Source organism: Sphingobacterium arenae (assembly GCF_014692505.1).
GTDB classification, from domain to species: Bacteria; Bacteroidota; Bacteroidia; order Sphingobacteriales; family Sphingobacteriaceae; genus Sphingobacterium; species Sphingobacterium arenae.
On record NZ_JACNYK010000001.1, the window covers coordinates 1547893 to 1564117 of the forward strand.

The window sequence follows — 16225 nt, forward strand, 5'->3', positions numbered from 1 at the left end:
TTCCAAATTTCTTTATATGTATAGAATTCTATATATTCACAAATATACAAAGGAGTATTAGAGAGGAAAACACCTGGGAGTAATTCATTTTATTTATAGCAATATAGTATCCTAACCATGATTATCAAAAAATACGGAATCGCATTAAGCTTGTTGATGGCCAGTCTATTTAGCTTCAGCCAAACAAAGCTACCTTCCATGATGGTGAAGGATATCGATAAAGCAACGGCATTCGAGGAATTAGTGGAACTATTGGCAGAGAGTGACTATTTCATCCAAAATATAGAAAAAGATGTGGGATTTATTCAAATTAAACGTATTCAAAAAAAGAAGGCAGGCATATTTGGTAAAAATACGGGAGATAGAATAGTTTATAATATATTATTGCGAGAAAGGGAAGGAGGGGGCGTTCTGCTTATGCTGCAAGCCAATGTAGAAAAGGAGGTATGGAATGGTCAGGTTAATGGCAGCGAGTACTATTATAGGGATGAGGGGGTCTCTAGCGACCCCAAAGATTATGAAGAACTGCTAAAGCTGATCGAATCTCATTTTGAAAATCAGTAATTCACGGCTAATCCTACACCAAAACCCATATCGCTATCATAATGCGTGCGGATACCAAAATTCCGAGTAAGGATATACCGTAAGTCGAGCATATATTCTTTATCGGTGTTGACCATAAAACCTGCGCGCAGTCGTCTGGATACAGGAATATCTTCACGCATCAAGGCTAACCGCACAATACCGTCATGATACATTTCCGCTTGAAAATTAATGAGCATCGGTAATGTGTACATGACTCCTACACTAAAGGCACTCCGGCTATCTTTCTTATTTACCTGTCCGAACATATTCTTTTCCTGTTCGTTGTGCCCCATTTTTCGATAGCGCCAGTCGAAACCGACAAACGGCATAAGCCACTGCATTTTTCCGATATACCGGCCGAAGTGCGTTTCTACCTCATAACCATGCATATCATGATAGCCTAACCGCCATTCTGTCCCTAAGCTCCAACGTGTGTTTTGCAACATCGCTTGCCCGTCATTACCGTTGGTCGCAAAATCATTTTCGGCCATGAAATGCAGCATATTGCTTTCGCGTTGTAGCACTTTATAAGCCTTTTCCTTATCGGGGAGCAAGTCATTTTGATAATCACCTACCGCGAATACACGGTTCATGCCGGCCATCATATGGTATAAGATATGGCAATGGAAAAACCAGTCTCCTTCCGTGTTTGCCATAAATTCGATGGTATCTGTTTCCATGGGCATGATATCCAACACATTTTTTAAAGGAGCATATTCACCCTGCCCGTTCAGAACACGGAAATCAAAACCATGCAGGTGCATGGGGTGGCGCATCATGGAGTTATTGAATAGAATAATCCGTAAAACTTCTCCTTTATCCACCGGGATTTTGTCTGTTTCGGATAAAACCTTATTGTCCATACTCCATACATACCGATTCATGTTCCCCGTCAATTCAAATCGAAGTTCCTTGACAGGCGCATCACTAGGCAAGGTAGTCTTGTGAGGCGATTTCAACATCGCATAGTTTAACGTCACCATTTTCTGGGATGATAGCTCGCGTCCGTTATGTTGTTTATGGTTAACGTGGTTATGATCAGATGTATGTTCCTGAGCGTAATGATGAGCGTTTTTCTGTTCTTGCTGATGCGCTGCATTATCATCGTGGTGATGATCATGCTCCGTTTGGTGTGTATTACCATCTGATGAGGTTGCACCGTGCTCGTGATGCCCCTCCTCTGCGGGGATTTCCGGATACATCACCGCGTTCATATCCATCTTTTGAAGCCCCATATCCATGCCCATATCGTCCATATCACCGTTCATCTTCATCATGTCGTTCATCATCTTCATCCCCTCAAAGTACCGTAAACGGGGTAAAGGCGAAACGAGCTGGCGAATACCTTCGCCGATATAAACAGAAGCAGAACCGGAACGATCTTCCGCTGTTGCCATTAGCTCATAAGCGGTATGTTCTGCCGGAATATCGACAATAATATCATAAGTCTCCGATACACCGATGATCAGTCGGTCCACTTCTACGGGAACCACATCGTTACCGTCGTTAGCAACGACCGTTATTTTGCCGCCGGCATAGGTCATCCAAAAATAGGAAGAGGCACCACCGTTAATAACCCGGAGGCGCACGCGATCCCCTGCTTTAAACTGGGAAAGTTGTTGTTCGCTCGTGCCGTTTATCAAAAACTTTTCGTAATAAACATCACTAACGTCCATAGCTTCCATACGCTTCCATTCATTCACTACTTTTGTTTTAAAATGACCTGCCTTGATTGCCTCGGCGTAGCTTTGTACCGTATTCTTCTTGATACCAAACCAATCGTTCCCCGTACCCAGCATACGCTGTACATGATGCGGGTGGAGATCCGTCCATTCACTCAAAACCACAGGGATGGTCGGTATGTCGTCAATTCCCTTCCGAAAGCTACGGTCATCCTTGCGTTTCTGAAAAATGATAGCACCATACATGCCTATCTGTTCCTGAAAGCCAGAGTGGCTGTGGTACCAATAGGTACCATTTTGCTTTACAGGGAAACGATAAGTGTAAGTTGCCCCCGCAGGTATAGGCATTTGGGTAAGAAATGGTACACCGTCTTCTCGGTTGGGTAGCTGTACACCGTGCCAATGCAAAGAGGTGCTTTCTTTAAGCTGGTTATGCACGACGATTTCGGCGGTGTCGCCTTCTGTAAAGATCAATGTCGGCATCGGAATCTGTCCATTTACGGCAATGGCGTGTCTTTCTTTTCCACTGTAGTTAACCAGTGTATCCGTCACGTATAGATCGTATCGGACGACGTTTTGGGCAAAAGTAAACGAAACAGATAAAAGGAGAGGGAACAGGAAGGATAGATACCGACTAAACATATTCATCTTTTTAAATATTGTTATTTTTTAATGATGTTTTCCTTGATGTGATGAACCTTGATGGTGATCATGTTGCGAATGCTCATCGGTCTTTGTTTTGGGCTTCGATTGCTTCAATTTACGATCATATTGACAACAGTCATGTAAATTACTGTAGACATCATCAGGAGCCAAATATTTTTCATTATCATAGCCCACTTGTGCAATACGTTTCAAGACTGTGTCCACTGTCGTCTTTTCTGCATCGTAGGTAATAGAAGCTCGCTGGTTATCGGCATCCCAAACAACCTGTGCTTCATTTTTTACATTACCTGCTTTCTCGATTGTACGCTTGCACATACCGCAATTGCCATTGACTTTCGCGGTCTCGGTTTTTGCATTTTTTATCTGCGCGATCGATAGCGTCGATAAAAGGACGAAACATGTCGTGATAATATAAGATAATCTCTTCATTTTTTTATTGTTTTATCGTTTACTAAACTTGCGTCGGTTCTATTTTAAAGCCCGCTTTCTGAACCGAATCTATAACCTCTTTTTCCGTCGCCGTATCTGCAACAACGGTTAACACTTTATCTTTATTGTCGGTGTCTACGTCCCATTTGGTTACCCCATCCAGTCCATTTAGAAATGGTGTTACACCAGATACGCATCCGCCACAATTGATGTTTGTTTTGAATTTAAAAGTTTTATTTTCCATGATGTTCCATTGTAAATTATGTGTGTGAATTATATTTATTATCTGTAGTTGTTTACGTTTGGTGCAACGTTACTTCTTCCATTTCAACCGTAAACTGTTACTTACCACGCTTACACTACTCAATGCCATCGCCGCACCGGCAATCATTGGGTTGAGCAGGAACCCATTTATCGGGTATAATATACCTGCTGCAATTGGGATGCCAATTAGGTTGTAAATGAAAGCCCAAAATAAGTTCTGTTTGATAGTAGCCACGGTCTGTTTAGATAATTTGATCGCTTCGGGTATCTTCTTTAAATCGGAGGAAATGATGGTCATTTTCGCCACATCGATCGCGATATCACTTCCTTTCCCCATAGCGATACTCACATCGGCGGTTGCCAAAGCGGTGCTATCGTTAATACCGTCGCCTACCATAGCAACTACCTTTCCTCGCTGATGTAACTCCTTAACGAAGTCTGCCTTATGCTGCGGTAACATCTCGGCTTTATAATGGGCGATTCCTATCTGCGCTGCAATTGCTTTGGCAGTTGCTTCGTTGTCGCCGGTAAGCATATATAATTCGATGCCCATCTCCTGGAGCTGTTGGATAGCTTCGGCCGAAGTATCTTTTATTCTATCGGAGATTGCCAATACGGCAAGCGCTTCTGTACGATTAGCAAACCAAATAACCGTTTTAGATTGGGTGCTCCACGTGTCGGCGTGTTGCTGGAGTTTGGGTGAAATTTGGATCCCATTTTCCGTCAATAGCTTTTTGTTGCCCGCATAGTAATTTTCATCTTCGTAAGTTGCTTTAGCACCTTTCCCGGTAATGCTTTCAAAGGAAGATAACGAAAGCGTCTGGCTGTTTTCCAAATGTTTTACGACGGCGTCGGCTAGGGGATGTTCGGATTGTTTCTCCAAACTAAATAATATATTTTTGTCGATACCGCCATCGCGAAGCCAGTGTGCGTCCGTCACTTCTGGCTTACCTTCGGTAATGGTACCGGTTTTATCCAGAATAATGGCGTCCACCTTTTGGGCCAATTCTAAGCTTTCCGCGTCCTTAATTAAAATACCCCGCTCAGCCCCTTTTCCAACGCCTACCATAATAGCCGTAGGCGTTGCAAGACCCAATGCACATGGACAGGCAATGACCAAAACAGTAACAGCAGCTAGAAGACCATGCACAAGACCTTCATTTCCGTCTAATACGAGCCATAAGATAAAAGTGAGCAACGCAATCGCCATAACGATAGGAACGAATATACCGGCTATCTTATCGACCAGCTTTTGTACAGGCGCTTTACTGCCTTGTGCATCCTGCACCATCTTGATAATTTGCGCAAGCATTGTTTCTTTGCCTACCTTGGTCGCTTTAAATTGGAAGCTTCCTTTTTGGTTAATGGTGCCGGCAAAGACTTTTTCGTTTTCTTGTTTCTGCACCGGGATAGGTTCGCCGCTGAGCATGCTTTCGTCGACGTATGAATTCCCGGAGGTAACTATACCGTCTACGGCGATCTTTTCACCCGGCTTTACCAAAATCACGTCGTCCACATGGACGTCTTCAATAGCCATTTCTTTTTCGGTTCCGTCGGGAAGGATGACGACAACATTTTTGGGTTGTAGGCCCATCAACTTTTTGATGGCCGTGGAGGTGTTTCCCTTGGCTCGTTCTTCTAATAATTTGCCCAATAGAATAAATGCAATGATAACGGCGGCCGCTTCAAAATAGACATGTGCTTCTAGTCCTCTGCTATGCCAGAAATCTGGGTACAGCATATTAAAGACACTAAAGATATAGGCGATCCCCGTGCTCATTGCGACGAGTGTATCCATATTCGCCGAACGGTGTTTGGCTTGCTTCCAGGCGTTGATAAAGAAATCCCTTCCCAGCCATAGGACGACCGGAGTAGAGAATAACCACATAATTTCATTGCCATAGGGCATGTCCATAAAAAACATGCCGATCACAACCACCGGAAGTGATAGAATAATTGCCCAAAGCGTTTTGTCTTTTAGCGTTTTATATTTTTTCTCATGAATGGCTTCGAGGGTTTCCTGCTGCGTACTTTCATCTTCCAAGAGCAAATCATAACCTATCGCTTGCAACGCTTTTTGCATAGTCATAGGGCTGGTCGTCTCCGGCTGGTATTCAACGGTAAGGGTGCCATTGGCAAAGTTTACCGCAGCGTCCAATACTCCCGGCACTGCTTTAACGGTGCTTTCGGAACTTACAGCACAGCCTGCACAGGTCATATTCAAGACCGGAAATGATTCTTTTACCGCCGTTTGTTTATTATTTGTAGCCATAGCTTTATACCTTTCTTGTTGTTATCAACAAAGTTCGGCATAAAGAGTTGATAGGATCTTACACTATTTCGGGAAAGAGTTGTAAGATTTACATACATTATACTTCATCTAGCGGCTTACGCTTATCCTCTTTAATTTTTTTAAAATGGCTGGGCGATAGGCCGGTAACCTTCTTAAACTGGTTGCTCAGATAGGCTACACTGGAATAGCCCAGCTGATAAGCGATTTCGCTTAACGACAACTCATCGTACACCAATAATTCCTTCACCCGTTCTATTTTTTGCGCGATGTGATATTTTTCGATCGTGATACCTTCGACTTCGGAGAATAAGTTAGACAGGTAGTTGTAATCATGATGGAGCTCATCGGCTAAAACATCGGAGAGGTTAACCGTACGTTCTCCATCTTGTTCGCGAACCCATTTTATAACGATGGCCTTTATCTGCGCAATGAGTTGGCTCTTTTTGTCGTCTATTAACTCAAATCCGAGTGGCTCCAGAACGTCTGCAATCTTACCTAACTGTACTTGCGCCGATGCCTCCGTCAACACCACTTCTCCTAATTTTATCGCCTGTATATGGAAACCGAGTTTCTCTACCTCTTGTCGAACAACCATGATACAACGGTTGCATACCATGTTTTTGATGTATATCGTCATGTTTTTATACATTATACGAACCTATAGCTATTATGCAAAATAACGAAGAATAATGGGATTCTCTTTTCTTTTTTTCTTGATAAAAAAAGAAACAAAAAAATCAAGACTGAGCACGTTTCTGCTATTTTTATTCTCCTATTCCTGAACAGAATGAAACTCACTTCGTTCAAACAACATTCTGTTCTATACGGAATAGTCTACATAAAAATGGACGCAGAAAAGTACAAGGTCATTTTAGTATAAGTAATTGCCATGCTATATAAAACGCTTTTAGTTACGCATTCGCACTATCCCTCCTTAACCCTTAAGGTCGCATCCAAATGTTTTACAACTGCACCAATTCATCCTTAGTACTATCCATTCCTCTCAAATATCCGAAGCGACGACTTTTTTGGTTCTTTTTTGAGAGAAAAAAGAACAATGAAAAACCTTATCTTTACCCCTTATGGAAATTTTACATTCACGAATATACGGAGAAGATAAACCTGGTACACCGCTATTAGTTATGCATGGCTTATTTGGAATGTCTGATAACTGGGGATCCTTTGCCCGTGAATTTGGTCAGGAGAGACCGATTCATTTGCTGGATCTGCGTAACCATGGGCATAGCTTTCATAGTGAAGAGATGTCGTTGGTGGCCATGGTCGATGATTTAGAGGCTTATATTTCACATCATCAATTGAGCGAGGTCGATATTCTTGGACATTCCCTTGGGGGGAAAGCAGCTATGCAATATGCGGTTTCTAAGTCGACAAATATCCGTAAGCTGATTATTGTGGATATTGCTCCGAAAGCTTATCCTCCACATCATCAAAAAATAATTGAAGCATTGAAGGCGGTGACGATTGGCGAAGCCAGTAATCGCGGAGATGTAGAAAACCAACTGCGCCAATATTTGGATGAAATCGGTGTTATTCAATTTTTGCTAAAAAACGTATATATTAAGGGAGACCGTACGTTAGACTGGCGTTTTAATCTAAAAACGCTCACGGAAAAATACGCTGAATTTATCACGGTGGGGGTAGAGCCTGGCGTGTATGAAGGGGAGACTCTATTCGTGTCTGGCGAGAAATCAAATTATATCTTGGAAGAAGACTATCCGATGATCAAAGAGATGTTCCCGAATTCGGTCGTCAAGACGGTTCCTAAAGCGGGGCATTGGGTGCAAGCCGAAAATCCGAAAGCGTTCAATGAACTGGTTGCCCAATTTTTAGGCTAGCGTACAACGGTATATATGTAACAAAATTTTCCTATCTTCGGCCTTTATCCAAGTGAACTATATATGAAGCAAGTACGTAATTTATTGTGCTCCGTCGTTATACCTATTGGTTTATTGGTAGGCTGCGGAGAGACCCAAAACAAACAAGTACAAGAAACGGACAAGGCGTGGCAAACAGCCGATAGCATACGCGCGTTGATTGTGGAACCCACTTTCGCTGCGAAAGATTTTGTCATTACGGAATACGGTGCTGGTTTAGATAGCACCGTGCTAAGCACCAAAGCGATCAACGGAGCTATTGAAGCCTGTCATTCCGATGGGGGAGGACGAGTGATCGTTCCTAAAGGCACGTTTTTAACCGGTGCAATCCATCTGAAGAGCAACGTCAACCTACATCTGGAAGATGGCGCAAAATTGTTGTTCAGCCGGGATGTGGCAGACTATAAGCCGCTGGTGAAGACGCGTTGGGAAGGAATGGAGTGTATGAACTACTCGCCTTTGATTTATGCTTATGGTCAAGAAAATATTGCTATTACCGGAAATGGTGTCCTCGATGGAAATGCCAATAACGAACATTGGTGGCCATGGAAAGCGAAGAAAGAGCACGGTTGGGTTGAAGGGATGGATAACCAGCTGGCTGCTGTTAAGAAACTGACGCAGGACGTAAAAGATAGGACTCCTGTAGAAAAGCGTATATACGGCGACGGACATTTCTTGCGTCCACCGTTTATTCAACCTTATAATTCTTCCAATATTCTGATTGCAGATGTGAAAATCATTAATGCACCGTTCTGGAATATTAACCCGGTACTATGTGAAAACGTCACCGTACGTAATGTGAGTGTGGTGACACATGGACCAAATAATGATGGTTGTAATCCAGAATCCAGCAAAAATGTGTTGATAACAGATTGTTATTTTGATACGGGAGATGATTGTATTGCTATAAAATCGGGTCGAAACGAAGATGGTCGCGAGATCGGACGTCCTGCAGAAAACCATATCATCGAAAATTGTGAGATGAAGGATGGACACGGTGGTATTGTACTGGGTAGCGAGATATCTGGCGGTGCAAGGAATATTTTTGCGCAAAACCTCAAGATGGATAGCCCCGAGCTCGACAGGATACTACGGATCAAAACGAGTTCGCTCCGCGGTGGGATCATAGAAGATATTTATGTGCGTAATATTGAAGTGGGCACCTACAAAGAGGCGGCAGTCCTAGTAGATATGTATTACGAAAACCCGGGCGATTTTATGCCTACAGTACGTAATATTACCGTAGAGAACTTGAATGTAAAACAAGGAGGGAAGTTCGGCGTGTTGATCAACGCTTATGAAGAATCTCCAGCAGAAAATCTTAAAATTATCAATTCAAATATCGAGGGGGTAGATGTACCTATTCAGGCGAACTATACGAAAGGGATGAAGTTTGATAATGTAACGATCAATGGAAAGTTGGTAACGGAAGAGGATGTGCAATCGTCATCTGGAGCTGAGTTTGAAACCTTTTAACTGGGAGAGTATCCCATAAGAAAAATAAATGGCGGACATTTCTTATGCACCGCCATTTATATTTTTATTGTACAGGATGCTGATCTATCCAATCTTGTAAAATATTCCAATCATAGAGGTGGAATACATTGCCGTTACTCATTGCCACAAATACGCCGTTGGGAAATTGATTTCCAAAATTTACATTCAATGCATCCGCACCGTCACACTCTACAGTCGAAACCGGAATATCTGCAATCAATGTATGTTCATGTGGATTAGTCGATTCACCTTCTCTTTTATAGACTAAAAAAGTATTGTTTTGCTGGTTTGAAACCAAGATATACCCTGTTTTGTCATCGTTCTTATAAATTGCGATACCTTCATGATCCCGCTGTGCATCGTTCTGCGCAAAAAAAGCCAGCTCTTCGTCCCCTTTTTTGGGATCAGCATAGTATTTTCGAACACCTACCGTTTCATCCGAGTAATAGACGTACCCTAATTCATTGTCGACGGCGATGGCTTCAATTTCTTTCTTCCCGCTGTATGTACCGAATTTACGGATAACCTCGCCGGATACCGTGCCATCCTCGTTTCCGGATAGCTTATATTGCCATAGATAGCTGCCCGAAGGCCCGGTCTTGCGCCCCACAATCGCTTGTATTTCTACCTGGGCAGAGTCAATCTGTTTCGTATAGAGCGCTACTCCCATGCCGTCCCGTTCCTCCTCTCCGGTCTCTCCTTCGAAAATCGGAATGCCGCCATTATCGATAGGCGTTAAATCCGGTAGTGAAAAAATGCGGAGGCGGTGCGCTTTACGTTCGGTAGTCACCGCTATATCCGTCTTTTTCCCGTTAATCAGGAGTCCATAAGCAACATCCACATTATTCGGACGTTCCATATCAATGTACTTGTTTACGATCTTGCCTTGTAGGTCATACACATACAATCCGCCGCCAACTTCCTTGTCGGTTCCAATAATCAGACTTTGTATCGGATCTTCGGCGTTTACCCAAATAGCAGGATCATCTGTGTCATGTGGCGTAGGCTCTGTAATAATGGTCGGCTTAATGGCGTTGTCTGCTAGCGGAGCCATGCGATCTTGACAAGATAGGGCCAATAGAGCCAATAGGGGTGAAATAAGAAATTTGTTCATCGTCATGTGTTTTATGGTTTTTATTTTGTTAGTTCATGTTTGTGTAGCACTTTTGCGCCGGTCGCCGTTGCTTGGACGCTCTGGATAAGCATCTTGTTATCTAATATGGAGAATGCCATAAAGCCAGGCTCAGCCGCGGCGAAAATAGTCCCATCACGCTTGCCCGATGCCCGTACCTCGCTCGCTGCTCCCGAAAGGAATTGCGTGGTAAAACGATTTTGTGGCTTGATAATCTGGAGATCATGCTCGTGTCCACAGATATAGGCATCAACCTTGTATTGATCAAATAAGCCAGCGAATTTCTGTTCAAACAATTTCGTGTCTTCGCTTTCTTTCCGTTTACCTCCGGAATATAAAGGATGATGGCCCACGACGATTTTCCACTTCACTTGTGGATCCGTTGTGTTGAGTTGCTCAATCAACCACTGCGTTTGTAGAGCGGTATCCTGCTTGGCCAAGTCTGCATACTTTTCAGGATCCTCATGATAACCGTCGATATACGGATTCGTATCCATAACAACAAGGAGCATTTTTTCGTTATCGTCTATCTCGAATGTTTTGCTATAATAGCGAGCTGGCATATTCCATCTTCTACTTACATCCGAATAGTCAATTTGTGCCTGTACATTTCCGCGGTAGTCGTGATTTCCCAAGGCTACGTACCAATCGCAGTATAAGCTTGGATCCTTGTAAATGGATTCATAGGAGGAAATCCAGTGATAATCCGTGGTACTCGCGACACCGTTGGGATAGAAATTATCGCCTACGGAAACAATAAACTCTGCTTCCGCGACAATAGCGGCATGGCCTAGCTCCCGAGCTACATCCTGTTGGTAATAATCGCCCACGCGCCCAAAGTCTCCGAGTACCAAAAAACTGTAGCTGTCTTCCAAATAGGTTAAATCCGGGATGTTATTGCCTTTATATCCGGTTTGCTTCTCGTAATCGAATGGCGTTGTCTGCGCGAATGCGAAAAACAAGTTGAAGGAAATGATCGTGGCAAAAAGAAGTCTTTTCATATGCATTTTTTTATAACCAAAACCAACCGCATTATTTTCGCTGCTGGTTTTGGTATGGGTGTACCCATCGGGTTGTTATAAATCAAATTTCAATCCTAAGTTAAAGCGCGGACGATAATATTCCATTTGCATCGTGCGTTCTTTACTTCCCTGATAGTAGCGCAAAGGCTGGTTGGTCAGGTTATTCGCTTCACCGAAGATGCGCAGCTGCTTCGTGATTTTGTAAGCTGCATTGGCATCTAAGAAAAACTGGTTGTCGTAGTAAGCGTCATAGAAATCGGCGTCACCGATCTCATCCAGATAAGCGGCAGTGTAGTTGGCCGATACCCGGGCCGAAAATTTATTGTTTTCCCAAGATAGGGATCCGTTTAACATGTGTGGTGCTGTACGGGGAAGGCCAAGACCGGTTCTTTCCTCGCCATCCTCACTGGTAATCCCCTTCGCCACAGAATGTGTGTAGGTATAGTTGGCATAAATGCCGAAGCCTTTTAGAAACTTGCCGGGAAGGAAATCCAACTGCCGTTGAAAGGCAACTTCTGCACCATATACGTCCACATTGTCGCCGTTCCGGGATTGCACAAATGTCCATTGTCTATCTACATCGGCCGGGATAGGATTGGTAATATCCGGAAAATCTGATGCAAACTTTTCACGAGAATAGTTGGCATCGCGATAGGAGTAGATAAAGTTTTTCAGCTTCTTATAAAAGATACCACCGGATAGTATACCAATGTTGTCAAAGTAGTTTTCCGCCATCAGATCGAAATTCGTGGCATAAGTAGCTTTTAGGTCAGGGTTTCCGGCAAAAACCTCGTAGTCGCCCGGAAGCGCGCTGACGAATGGTGCTAAGGCATAGTAATTCGGACGGGCTAAGCTCGTTGTCACAGCAGCACGCAAGATGAAGTCCTTTGTCACGTCGTGGCGGAACGTAATGCTCGGCAGTATATTGACATAGTCGTTTTTGTTGTTTATCTCACCGATCAGCTCTTCTTCATCTTGTACATAATTTCCGGTATAATCGATTTTGGTGTATTCTACCCGTGCACCTACGATCATCGATGTTCTTTCGCTGAAGTTTTGATCCCAGCGTACATAACCTGCGCCGATGAGTTCATTCGCATGATAGTTCTCGGCCAGGTATTCCGAAGCATTGACATCTTGCTCGAATAGCGACCCATTATGTAGGTCTAATCCACCTAGATAACGCTTGTCTACGAAACCGCCGGGAACATATTGGCTACCCGGAGCGAAGTTACTGTTAGCCCAATTTTCGATCGGTAACGTGCTCATGGCACCTAGATCTTCGATAGGAGCATACTCGTAAAAAATATTATCTCTTTTTTTGCTCTTGATACGCAACCTTGTGCCAAAACGGAATCTGCCTTTTTGATCGGCAATGACGCTTAACGGGATACGGAAGTTTATTTTCGCACCAAACTCGTCTTCGGACGTATAATCTTGGTTGTCCGTTAATTCGCGCAGGCTAAACTGCCCGTAATCTCGGTTATCCCCTCCAACGAAAGGTTTGCGCGGGTTTGAAAAGTCGTTATTTAACAGCACATCTTCCTGCTCGAACTCGATATAGCGTTCGTTGGGGCGATCTTCAGAAGCTTTGGAGTAAGAAGCCGCCCAATCGAAATCTAATTTAGAAGTCAATAAATGCTCACCCTTTAACGAAAAATTCATGACGGTCTGTCTTTCCAGACGCGCGTTTTTATTCGTCTTGTCGTCTATACCGCCTTTTGTTTGTCTACGGATACCGCCCACATACGAATTTTGATCGGCGTCCCATTCCAGGTCGGTGTAGGTCGTAGCATAACGGTTTTCACGGTCATCACGCCAGTTATAGATGGCATTCAGTTCCAGCCGGTTTCTGGAATTGATTTCGTAATCGGTGGCTAAGGAGAAGCTACGGCGAATACGTTGCACATCATATTTACGGATTTCCATCTCCTCGACAAAGGGTTGATCGTCTTCTTGTTCCCAGGCGGCCTCGATATTATCGGACCCAAAGGTTTGGCTTTGAATCGTACCGCTGAGCACGATGCCTAGTTTGTTGTCGGCAAAGCGGTTACCATATACCAAGGAACCATTGTAGATGCCTTTCTCGCGGATAGGCATATATCCCCCGCCAAATGTAGCGGATATACGTTGTTTATTCGGTACCGCGCGCGTAATCAAGTTCACTGACCCGCCGATAGCGTCGGCATCCATATCGGGGGTTAATGTTTTGTTTACTTCAATCGTGGAGATCATATCGGCTGGAATCAAGTCCATCTGTACGTTCCGGTTGTCGCCTTCGGCCGAGGGGATGCGGTCACCATTCAGCGTAACCGAATTCAATTCCGGGGATAAGCCGCGTACGATAATATTACGTGCTTCACCTTGGTCATTCTGCATGGTGATACCGGGTACACGTTTCAATGCGTCACCGATGTTTTGATCTGGAAAACGGCCGACTTGATCACTGGAGATGATGTTGGTAATATTACTGTTGTTTTTTTGCTGGTTTAGTGCTCTAGCCTGTCCTTTAGCGATATCGCCCATCACGCTGACTTCCCCGATAGTCTGGCTAGAAGGGGATAACAAAACGGCTAATTGCTCTTGTTTTCCATTTACCGAAATCTGTTTGGTATATGCTTGATAACCCATATAGTTCACGCTGAGGGTATAGGTGCCGGCCGGAAGATTCAGAAACTCGAAATTTCCGGAGATATCGGATATGGTATATCGGTTGCTCGGTTCGAGTTTTAGTGTTGCCCCGGGCAACGAAAAGGTGTCGTTGCTGTCCAAAACTTTACCTTTTAAGATTGTTGTCTGCGCGTAAGATGCAGCGCAACATAATAAAAGCAGAATAGTGTAAATAAGTTTCATGTGTATATAAATTGTTCCGTTAATTAATACTCGACAAAGGTTAACGACTTGGCCGTTAATTACAATTTTCTGCCGTAAACAAAACATCAACAGCTGCTTTATGACCGTATACAACAGGGCAACAATCTGTCTTTTTATTTATCAAAACACTGTTTATCAGTTTGTTGTGCTGTGTTTTTAAATCCATTAAGTTTGTGTTAAAAAGGTATTATCTTATTTTTAACAGGGGTGTCAAAGATTTTGGATAAAGGTGCTTAAGCTTTCCCCTTCGGGTAGGACGAGTTTTTTTCGTAGCCGATATCGGGCTATTCGAAGACTATCTTGTGATATGCCGAGCATCGTGGCTATATCGGCCGAACGTAGATTCATTTTTAATAATGCAGCCAATCGGAGGTCTGCGGAACTGAGTTTGCTGCAGTGCGCCATTAACCCCTCGAAGAAATGTTCGTGTACACGTTCGAATACAACGCGAAAGTCCTCCCAGTTTTTGTCTTGGTTGTGGTTGAGCTGGAGCAGATTCAAGAGCTGTTTTAATTCTTTTCGCTGATCTCGCTTATCGTTATTAACGATTTCGCCAAGCTTTTCCTTCAGCTCTTCCAGAAGCTGGTTTTTCTGGATTAGGTGAAGGGTGTGGCTGGTCAGTTCCTTGCTTTTGAGCTCCAGCTCGTTTCGTAGGTTTTCGGCTTTCAGCTGCTTGTTATAGAGATCGGTCTCCATGGCGATCTTCTGTGTCTCGTGGAGTTTTTGATTTTGCTCGTTAAGCTTGCGTTCATTGGCAATCTTTGACCGCTGCCGGCTGATGATGCTGAGCCCTAAGAATAACAACAACAAAACAATGGCTATACCGAATAGGAACATGGTTAAGTGAATTCTCCGCTCCCGTTCATATTGGGTAATAGCATCCTCTTTTTGCTCCAATTCAAATAAAGTCTGCAGGATCGTTAGTTGTTTGGCATTATCTTCGGAGAATATCTCGGTATGGATATTTCTGCCGGCTTCACTGTAATGGTAGGCACTGTCGTACTGTCCGGTCAAGGAAAATATTTTGGAGAGATCACGGTAGGCACTAGCCAGCTGATAATGTTCGTTCATCCTTGTTGCCAAGTCGACCGCCTGACGCGTGTAATCCAGTGCCGTGCTGTATTCGCCCGTTTTTCGATAAATGTCGCCCATGTTATTGGTAATTCGGATATGGAGCGTCTGATCACTTGTCTTCTTGGCGATTTCCAATGCTTTGCTAAAATAGAAGCGGGCCGAGTCGAGCTGAAATTTATCTTCATAAATGCTACCTATATTTTCATGAATTTTCGCGGCAAGGGCCCAATCACCTTTCTCGCCAACCTGCGCGAGTGCCAAATGCTGATAATGTTTAGCTTCTTCCAGCTTTCCGTTTTTCTCATGTACCTGTCCGATGTGTGCCAGCGCATCGGCGATACCTTCCTGTACGTCTGCCGACTTATATAAGAAGAGACCCTGTTCAAAAGCCTCTAAGGAGGAAGAGTATTGTTTGTTATGGAGCCTGGTTTCGCCGATTTTAATCCATATCGCTGCCAGTTGGGGTAACTGTTCTTGCTTTCTAAATAGGGATTCGGCCCGGTAGAAGTTGTCTAATGCCTGTAGATAGGCTGCTTGAAAATAATATAAATCGCCTAGCTGTCCGTAGCAGACTGCCACTAGGTAGTGGTCGTCATCGGCTAAAGCGGCATGTAACGTTCTTCTTATCTGTTTAAATGCCTCATCGGGATTTTCACGCATGGATTCCCGTAGGAGTGGGGCCTCGGGCGTGTCTTTCTGGGCAAGCAGCACATTCCCCAGACATAACAGGAATGCCGGAAGAAATAAATACCTAAAGAAAATTGTCATTAAGTTGTTGTCCTTTGTGAAATGAACCTAAAAGCTTAAAAGTA

At 43.7% G+C, this 16225-nt stretch carries 12 protein-coding genes; 3 read left to right on the forward strand and 9 right to left on the reverse strand.

Translation table 11 applies throughout. The annotated features are described in order from the left end of the window. Window positions 1-117 precede the first annotated feature (117 nt). Window positions 118-564, forward strand: coding sequence for a hypothetical protein (locus H8B17_RS05985; RefSeq protein WP_190308210.1), 447 nt, complete (start codon window positions 118-120; stop codon window positions 562-564). Here H8B17_RS05985 and H8B17_RS05990 read toward each other — a convergent pair. The 5 genes from H8B17_RS05990 to H8B17_RS06010 all read right to left on the reverse strand — a co-directional run bounded on the left by H8B17_RS05990 (window position 558) and on the right by H8B17_RS06010 (window position 6556). Then, complete coding sequence (locus tag H8B17_RS05990; RefSeq protein WP_223816407.1) at window positions 558-2909, reverse strand: multicopper oxidase domain-containing protein; 2352 nt, start codon at window positions 2907-2909, stop codon at window positions 558-560. The two genes, H8B17_RS05985 and H8B17_RS05990, sit on opposite strands and share 7 nt — an antisense overlap. A 27-nt stretch (window positions 2910-2936) precedes the next feature. Then, window positions 2937-3362: a heavy-metal-associated domain-containing protein gene (locus H8B17_RS05995; protein ID WP_190308212.1), complete on the reverse strand. Its 426-nt coding sequence runs from the start codon at window positions 3360-3362 to the stop codon at window positions 2937-2939. 22 nt (window positions 3363-3384) lie between these two features. Beyond that, window positions 3385-3606, reverse strand: a complete 222-nt coding sequence (locus tag H8B17_RS06000; protein ID WP_190308213.1) for a heavy-metal-associated domain-containing protein — start codon at window positions 3604-3606, stop codon at window positions 3385-3387. Window positions 3607-3675: 69 nt separating this feature from the next. Continuing rightward, a complete protein-coding gene (locus H8B17_RS06005) occupies window positions 3676-5898 on the reverse strand; it encodes a heavy metal translocating P-type ATPase (RefSeq protein ID WP_190308214.1) in 2223 nt (740 codons plus the stop codon). A gap of 97 nt (window positions 5899-5995) precedes the next feature. Beyond that, window positions 5996-6556, reverse strand: a complete 561-nt coding sequence (locus H8B17_RS06010; protein ID WP_223816378.1) for a helix-turn-helix domain-containing protein — start codon at window positions 6554-6556, stop codon at window positions 5996-5998. A 445-nt stretch (window positions 6557-7001) separates the two neighbouring features. On the opposite strand from H8B17_RS06010, the gene H8B17_RS06015 reads away from it, so the two are divergent. Next, a complete protein-coding gene (locus H8B17_RS06015) occupies window positions 7002-7775 on the forward strand; it encodes an alpha/beta fold hydrolase (protein ID WP_190308216.1) in 774 nt (257 codons plus the stop codon). A 63-nt stretch (window positions 7776-7838) separates the two neighbouring features. Continuing rightward, window positions 7839-9290: a glycoside hydrolase family 28 protein gene (locus H8B17_RS06020; RefSeq protein ID WP_190308217.1), complete on the forward strand. Its 1452-nt coding sequence runs from the start codon at window positions 7839-7841 to the stop codon at window positions 9288-9290. 64 nt (window positions 9291-9354) lie between these two features. On the opposite strand, the gene H8B17_RS06025 is transcribed toward H8B17_RS06020, so the two are convergent. From H8B17_RS06025 to H8B17_RS06040, 4 genes are all read right to left on the reverse strand, one after another. Next, window positions 9355-10425 (reverse strand): phytase, encoded by a 1071-nt coding sequence (locus tag H8B17_RS06025; RefSeq protein ID WP_190308218.1) that lies wholly within the window; start codon window positions 10423-10425, stop codon window positions 9355-9357. Between the two features lie 20 nt (window positions 10426-10445). After that, window positions 10446-11444 carry a metallophosphoesterase gene (locus H8B17_RS06030; protein WP_190308219.1) on the reverse strand — a complete coding sequence of 333 codons (999 nt, stop codon included), beginning with the start codon at window positions 11442-11444 and terminating at the stop codon, window positions 10446-10448. Between the two features lie 75 nt (window positions 11445-11519). Continuing rightward, a complete protein-coding gene (locus H8B17_RS06035) occupies window positions 11520-14318 on the reverse strand; it encodes a TonB-dependent receptor (RefSeq protein ID WP_190308220.1) in 2799 nt (932 codons plus the stop codon). 231 nt (window positions 14319-14549) lie between these two features. Continuing rightward, complete coding sequence (locus H8B17_RS06040) at window positions 14550-16181, reverse strand: tetratricopeptide repeat protein (protein ID WP_190308221.1); 1632 nt, start codon at window positions 16179-16181, stop codon at window positions 14550-14552. Window positions 16182-16225 lie beyond the last annotated feature (44 nt).

Coding starts and splice junctions, on each gene's coding strand:
- H8B17_RS05985 (WP_190308210.1), top strand. CDS start 118: ATGATTATCAAAAAATACGGAATCGCATTAAGCTTGTTGATGGCCAGT.
- H8B17_RS05990 (WP_223816407.1), bottom strand. CDS start 2,909: ATGTTTAGTCGGTATCTATCCTTCCTGTTCCCTCTCCTTTTATCTGTT.
- H8B17_RS05995 (WP_190308212.1), bottom strand. CDS start 3,362: ATGAAGAGATTATCTTATATTATCACGACATGTTTCGTCCTTTTATCG.
- H8B17_RS06000 (WP_190308213.1), bottom strand. CDS start 3,606: ATGGAAAATAAAACTTTTAAATTCAAAACAAACATCAATTGTGGCGGA.
- H8B17_RS06005 (WP_190308214.1), bottom strand. CDS start 5,898: ATGGCTACAAATAATAAACAAACGGCGGTAAAAGAATCATTTCCGGTC.
- H8B17_RS06010 (WP_223816378.1), bottom strand. CDS start 6,556: ATGACGATATACATCAAAAACATGGTATGCAACCGTTGTATCATGGTT.
- H8B17_RS06015 (WP_190308216.1), top strand. CDS start 7,002: ATGGAAATTTTACATTCACGAATATACGGAGAAGATAAACCTGGTACA.
- H8B17_RS06020 (WP_190308217.1), top strand. CDS start 7,839: ATGAAGCAAGTACGTAATTTATTGTGCTCCGTCGTTATACCTATTGGT.
- H8B17_RS06025 (WP_190308218.1), bottom strand. CDS start 10,425: ATGAACAAATTTCTTATTTCACCCCTATTGGCTCTATTGGCCCTATCT.
- H8B17_RS06030 (WP_190308219.1), bottom strand. CDS start 11,444: ATGAAAAGACTTCTTTTTGCCACGATCATTTCCTTCAACTTGTTTTTC.
- H8B17_RS06035 (WP_190308220.1), bottom strand. CDS start 14,318: ATGAAACTTATTTACACTATTCTGCTTTTATTATGTTGCGCTGCATCT.
- H8B17_RS06040 (WP_190308221.1), bottom strand. CDS start 16,181: ATGACAATTTTCTTTAGGTATTTATTTCTTCCGGCATTCCTGTTATGT.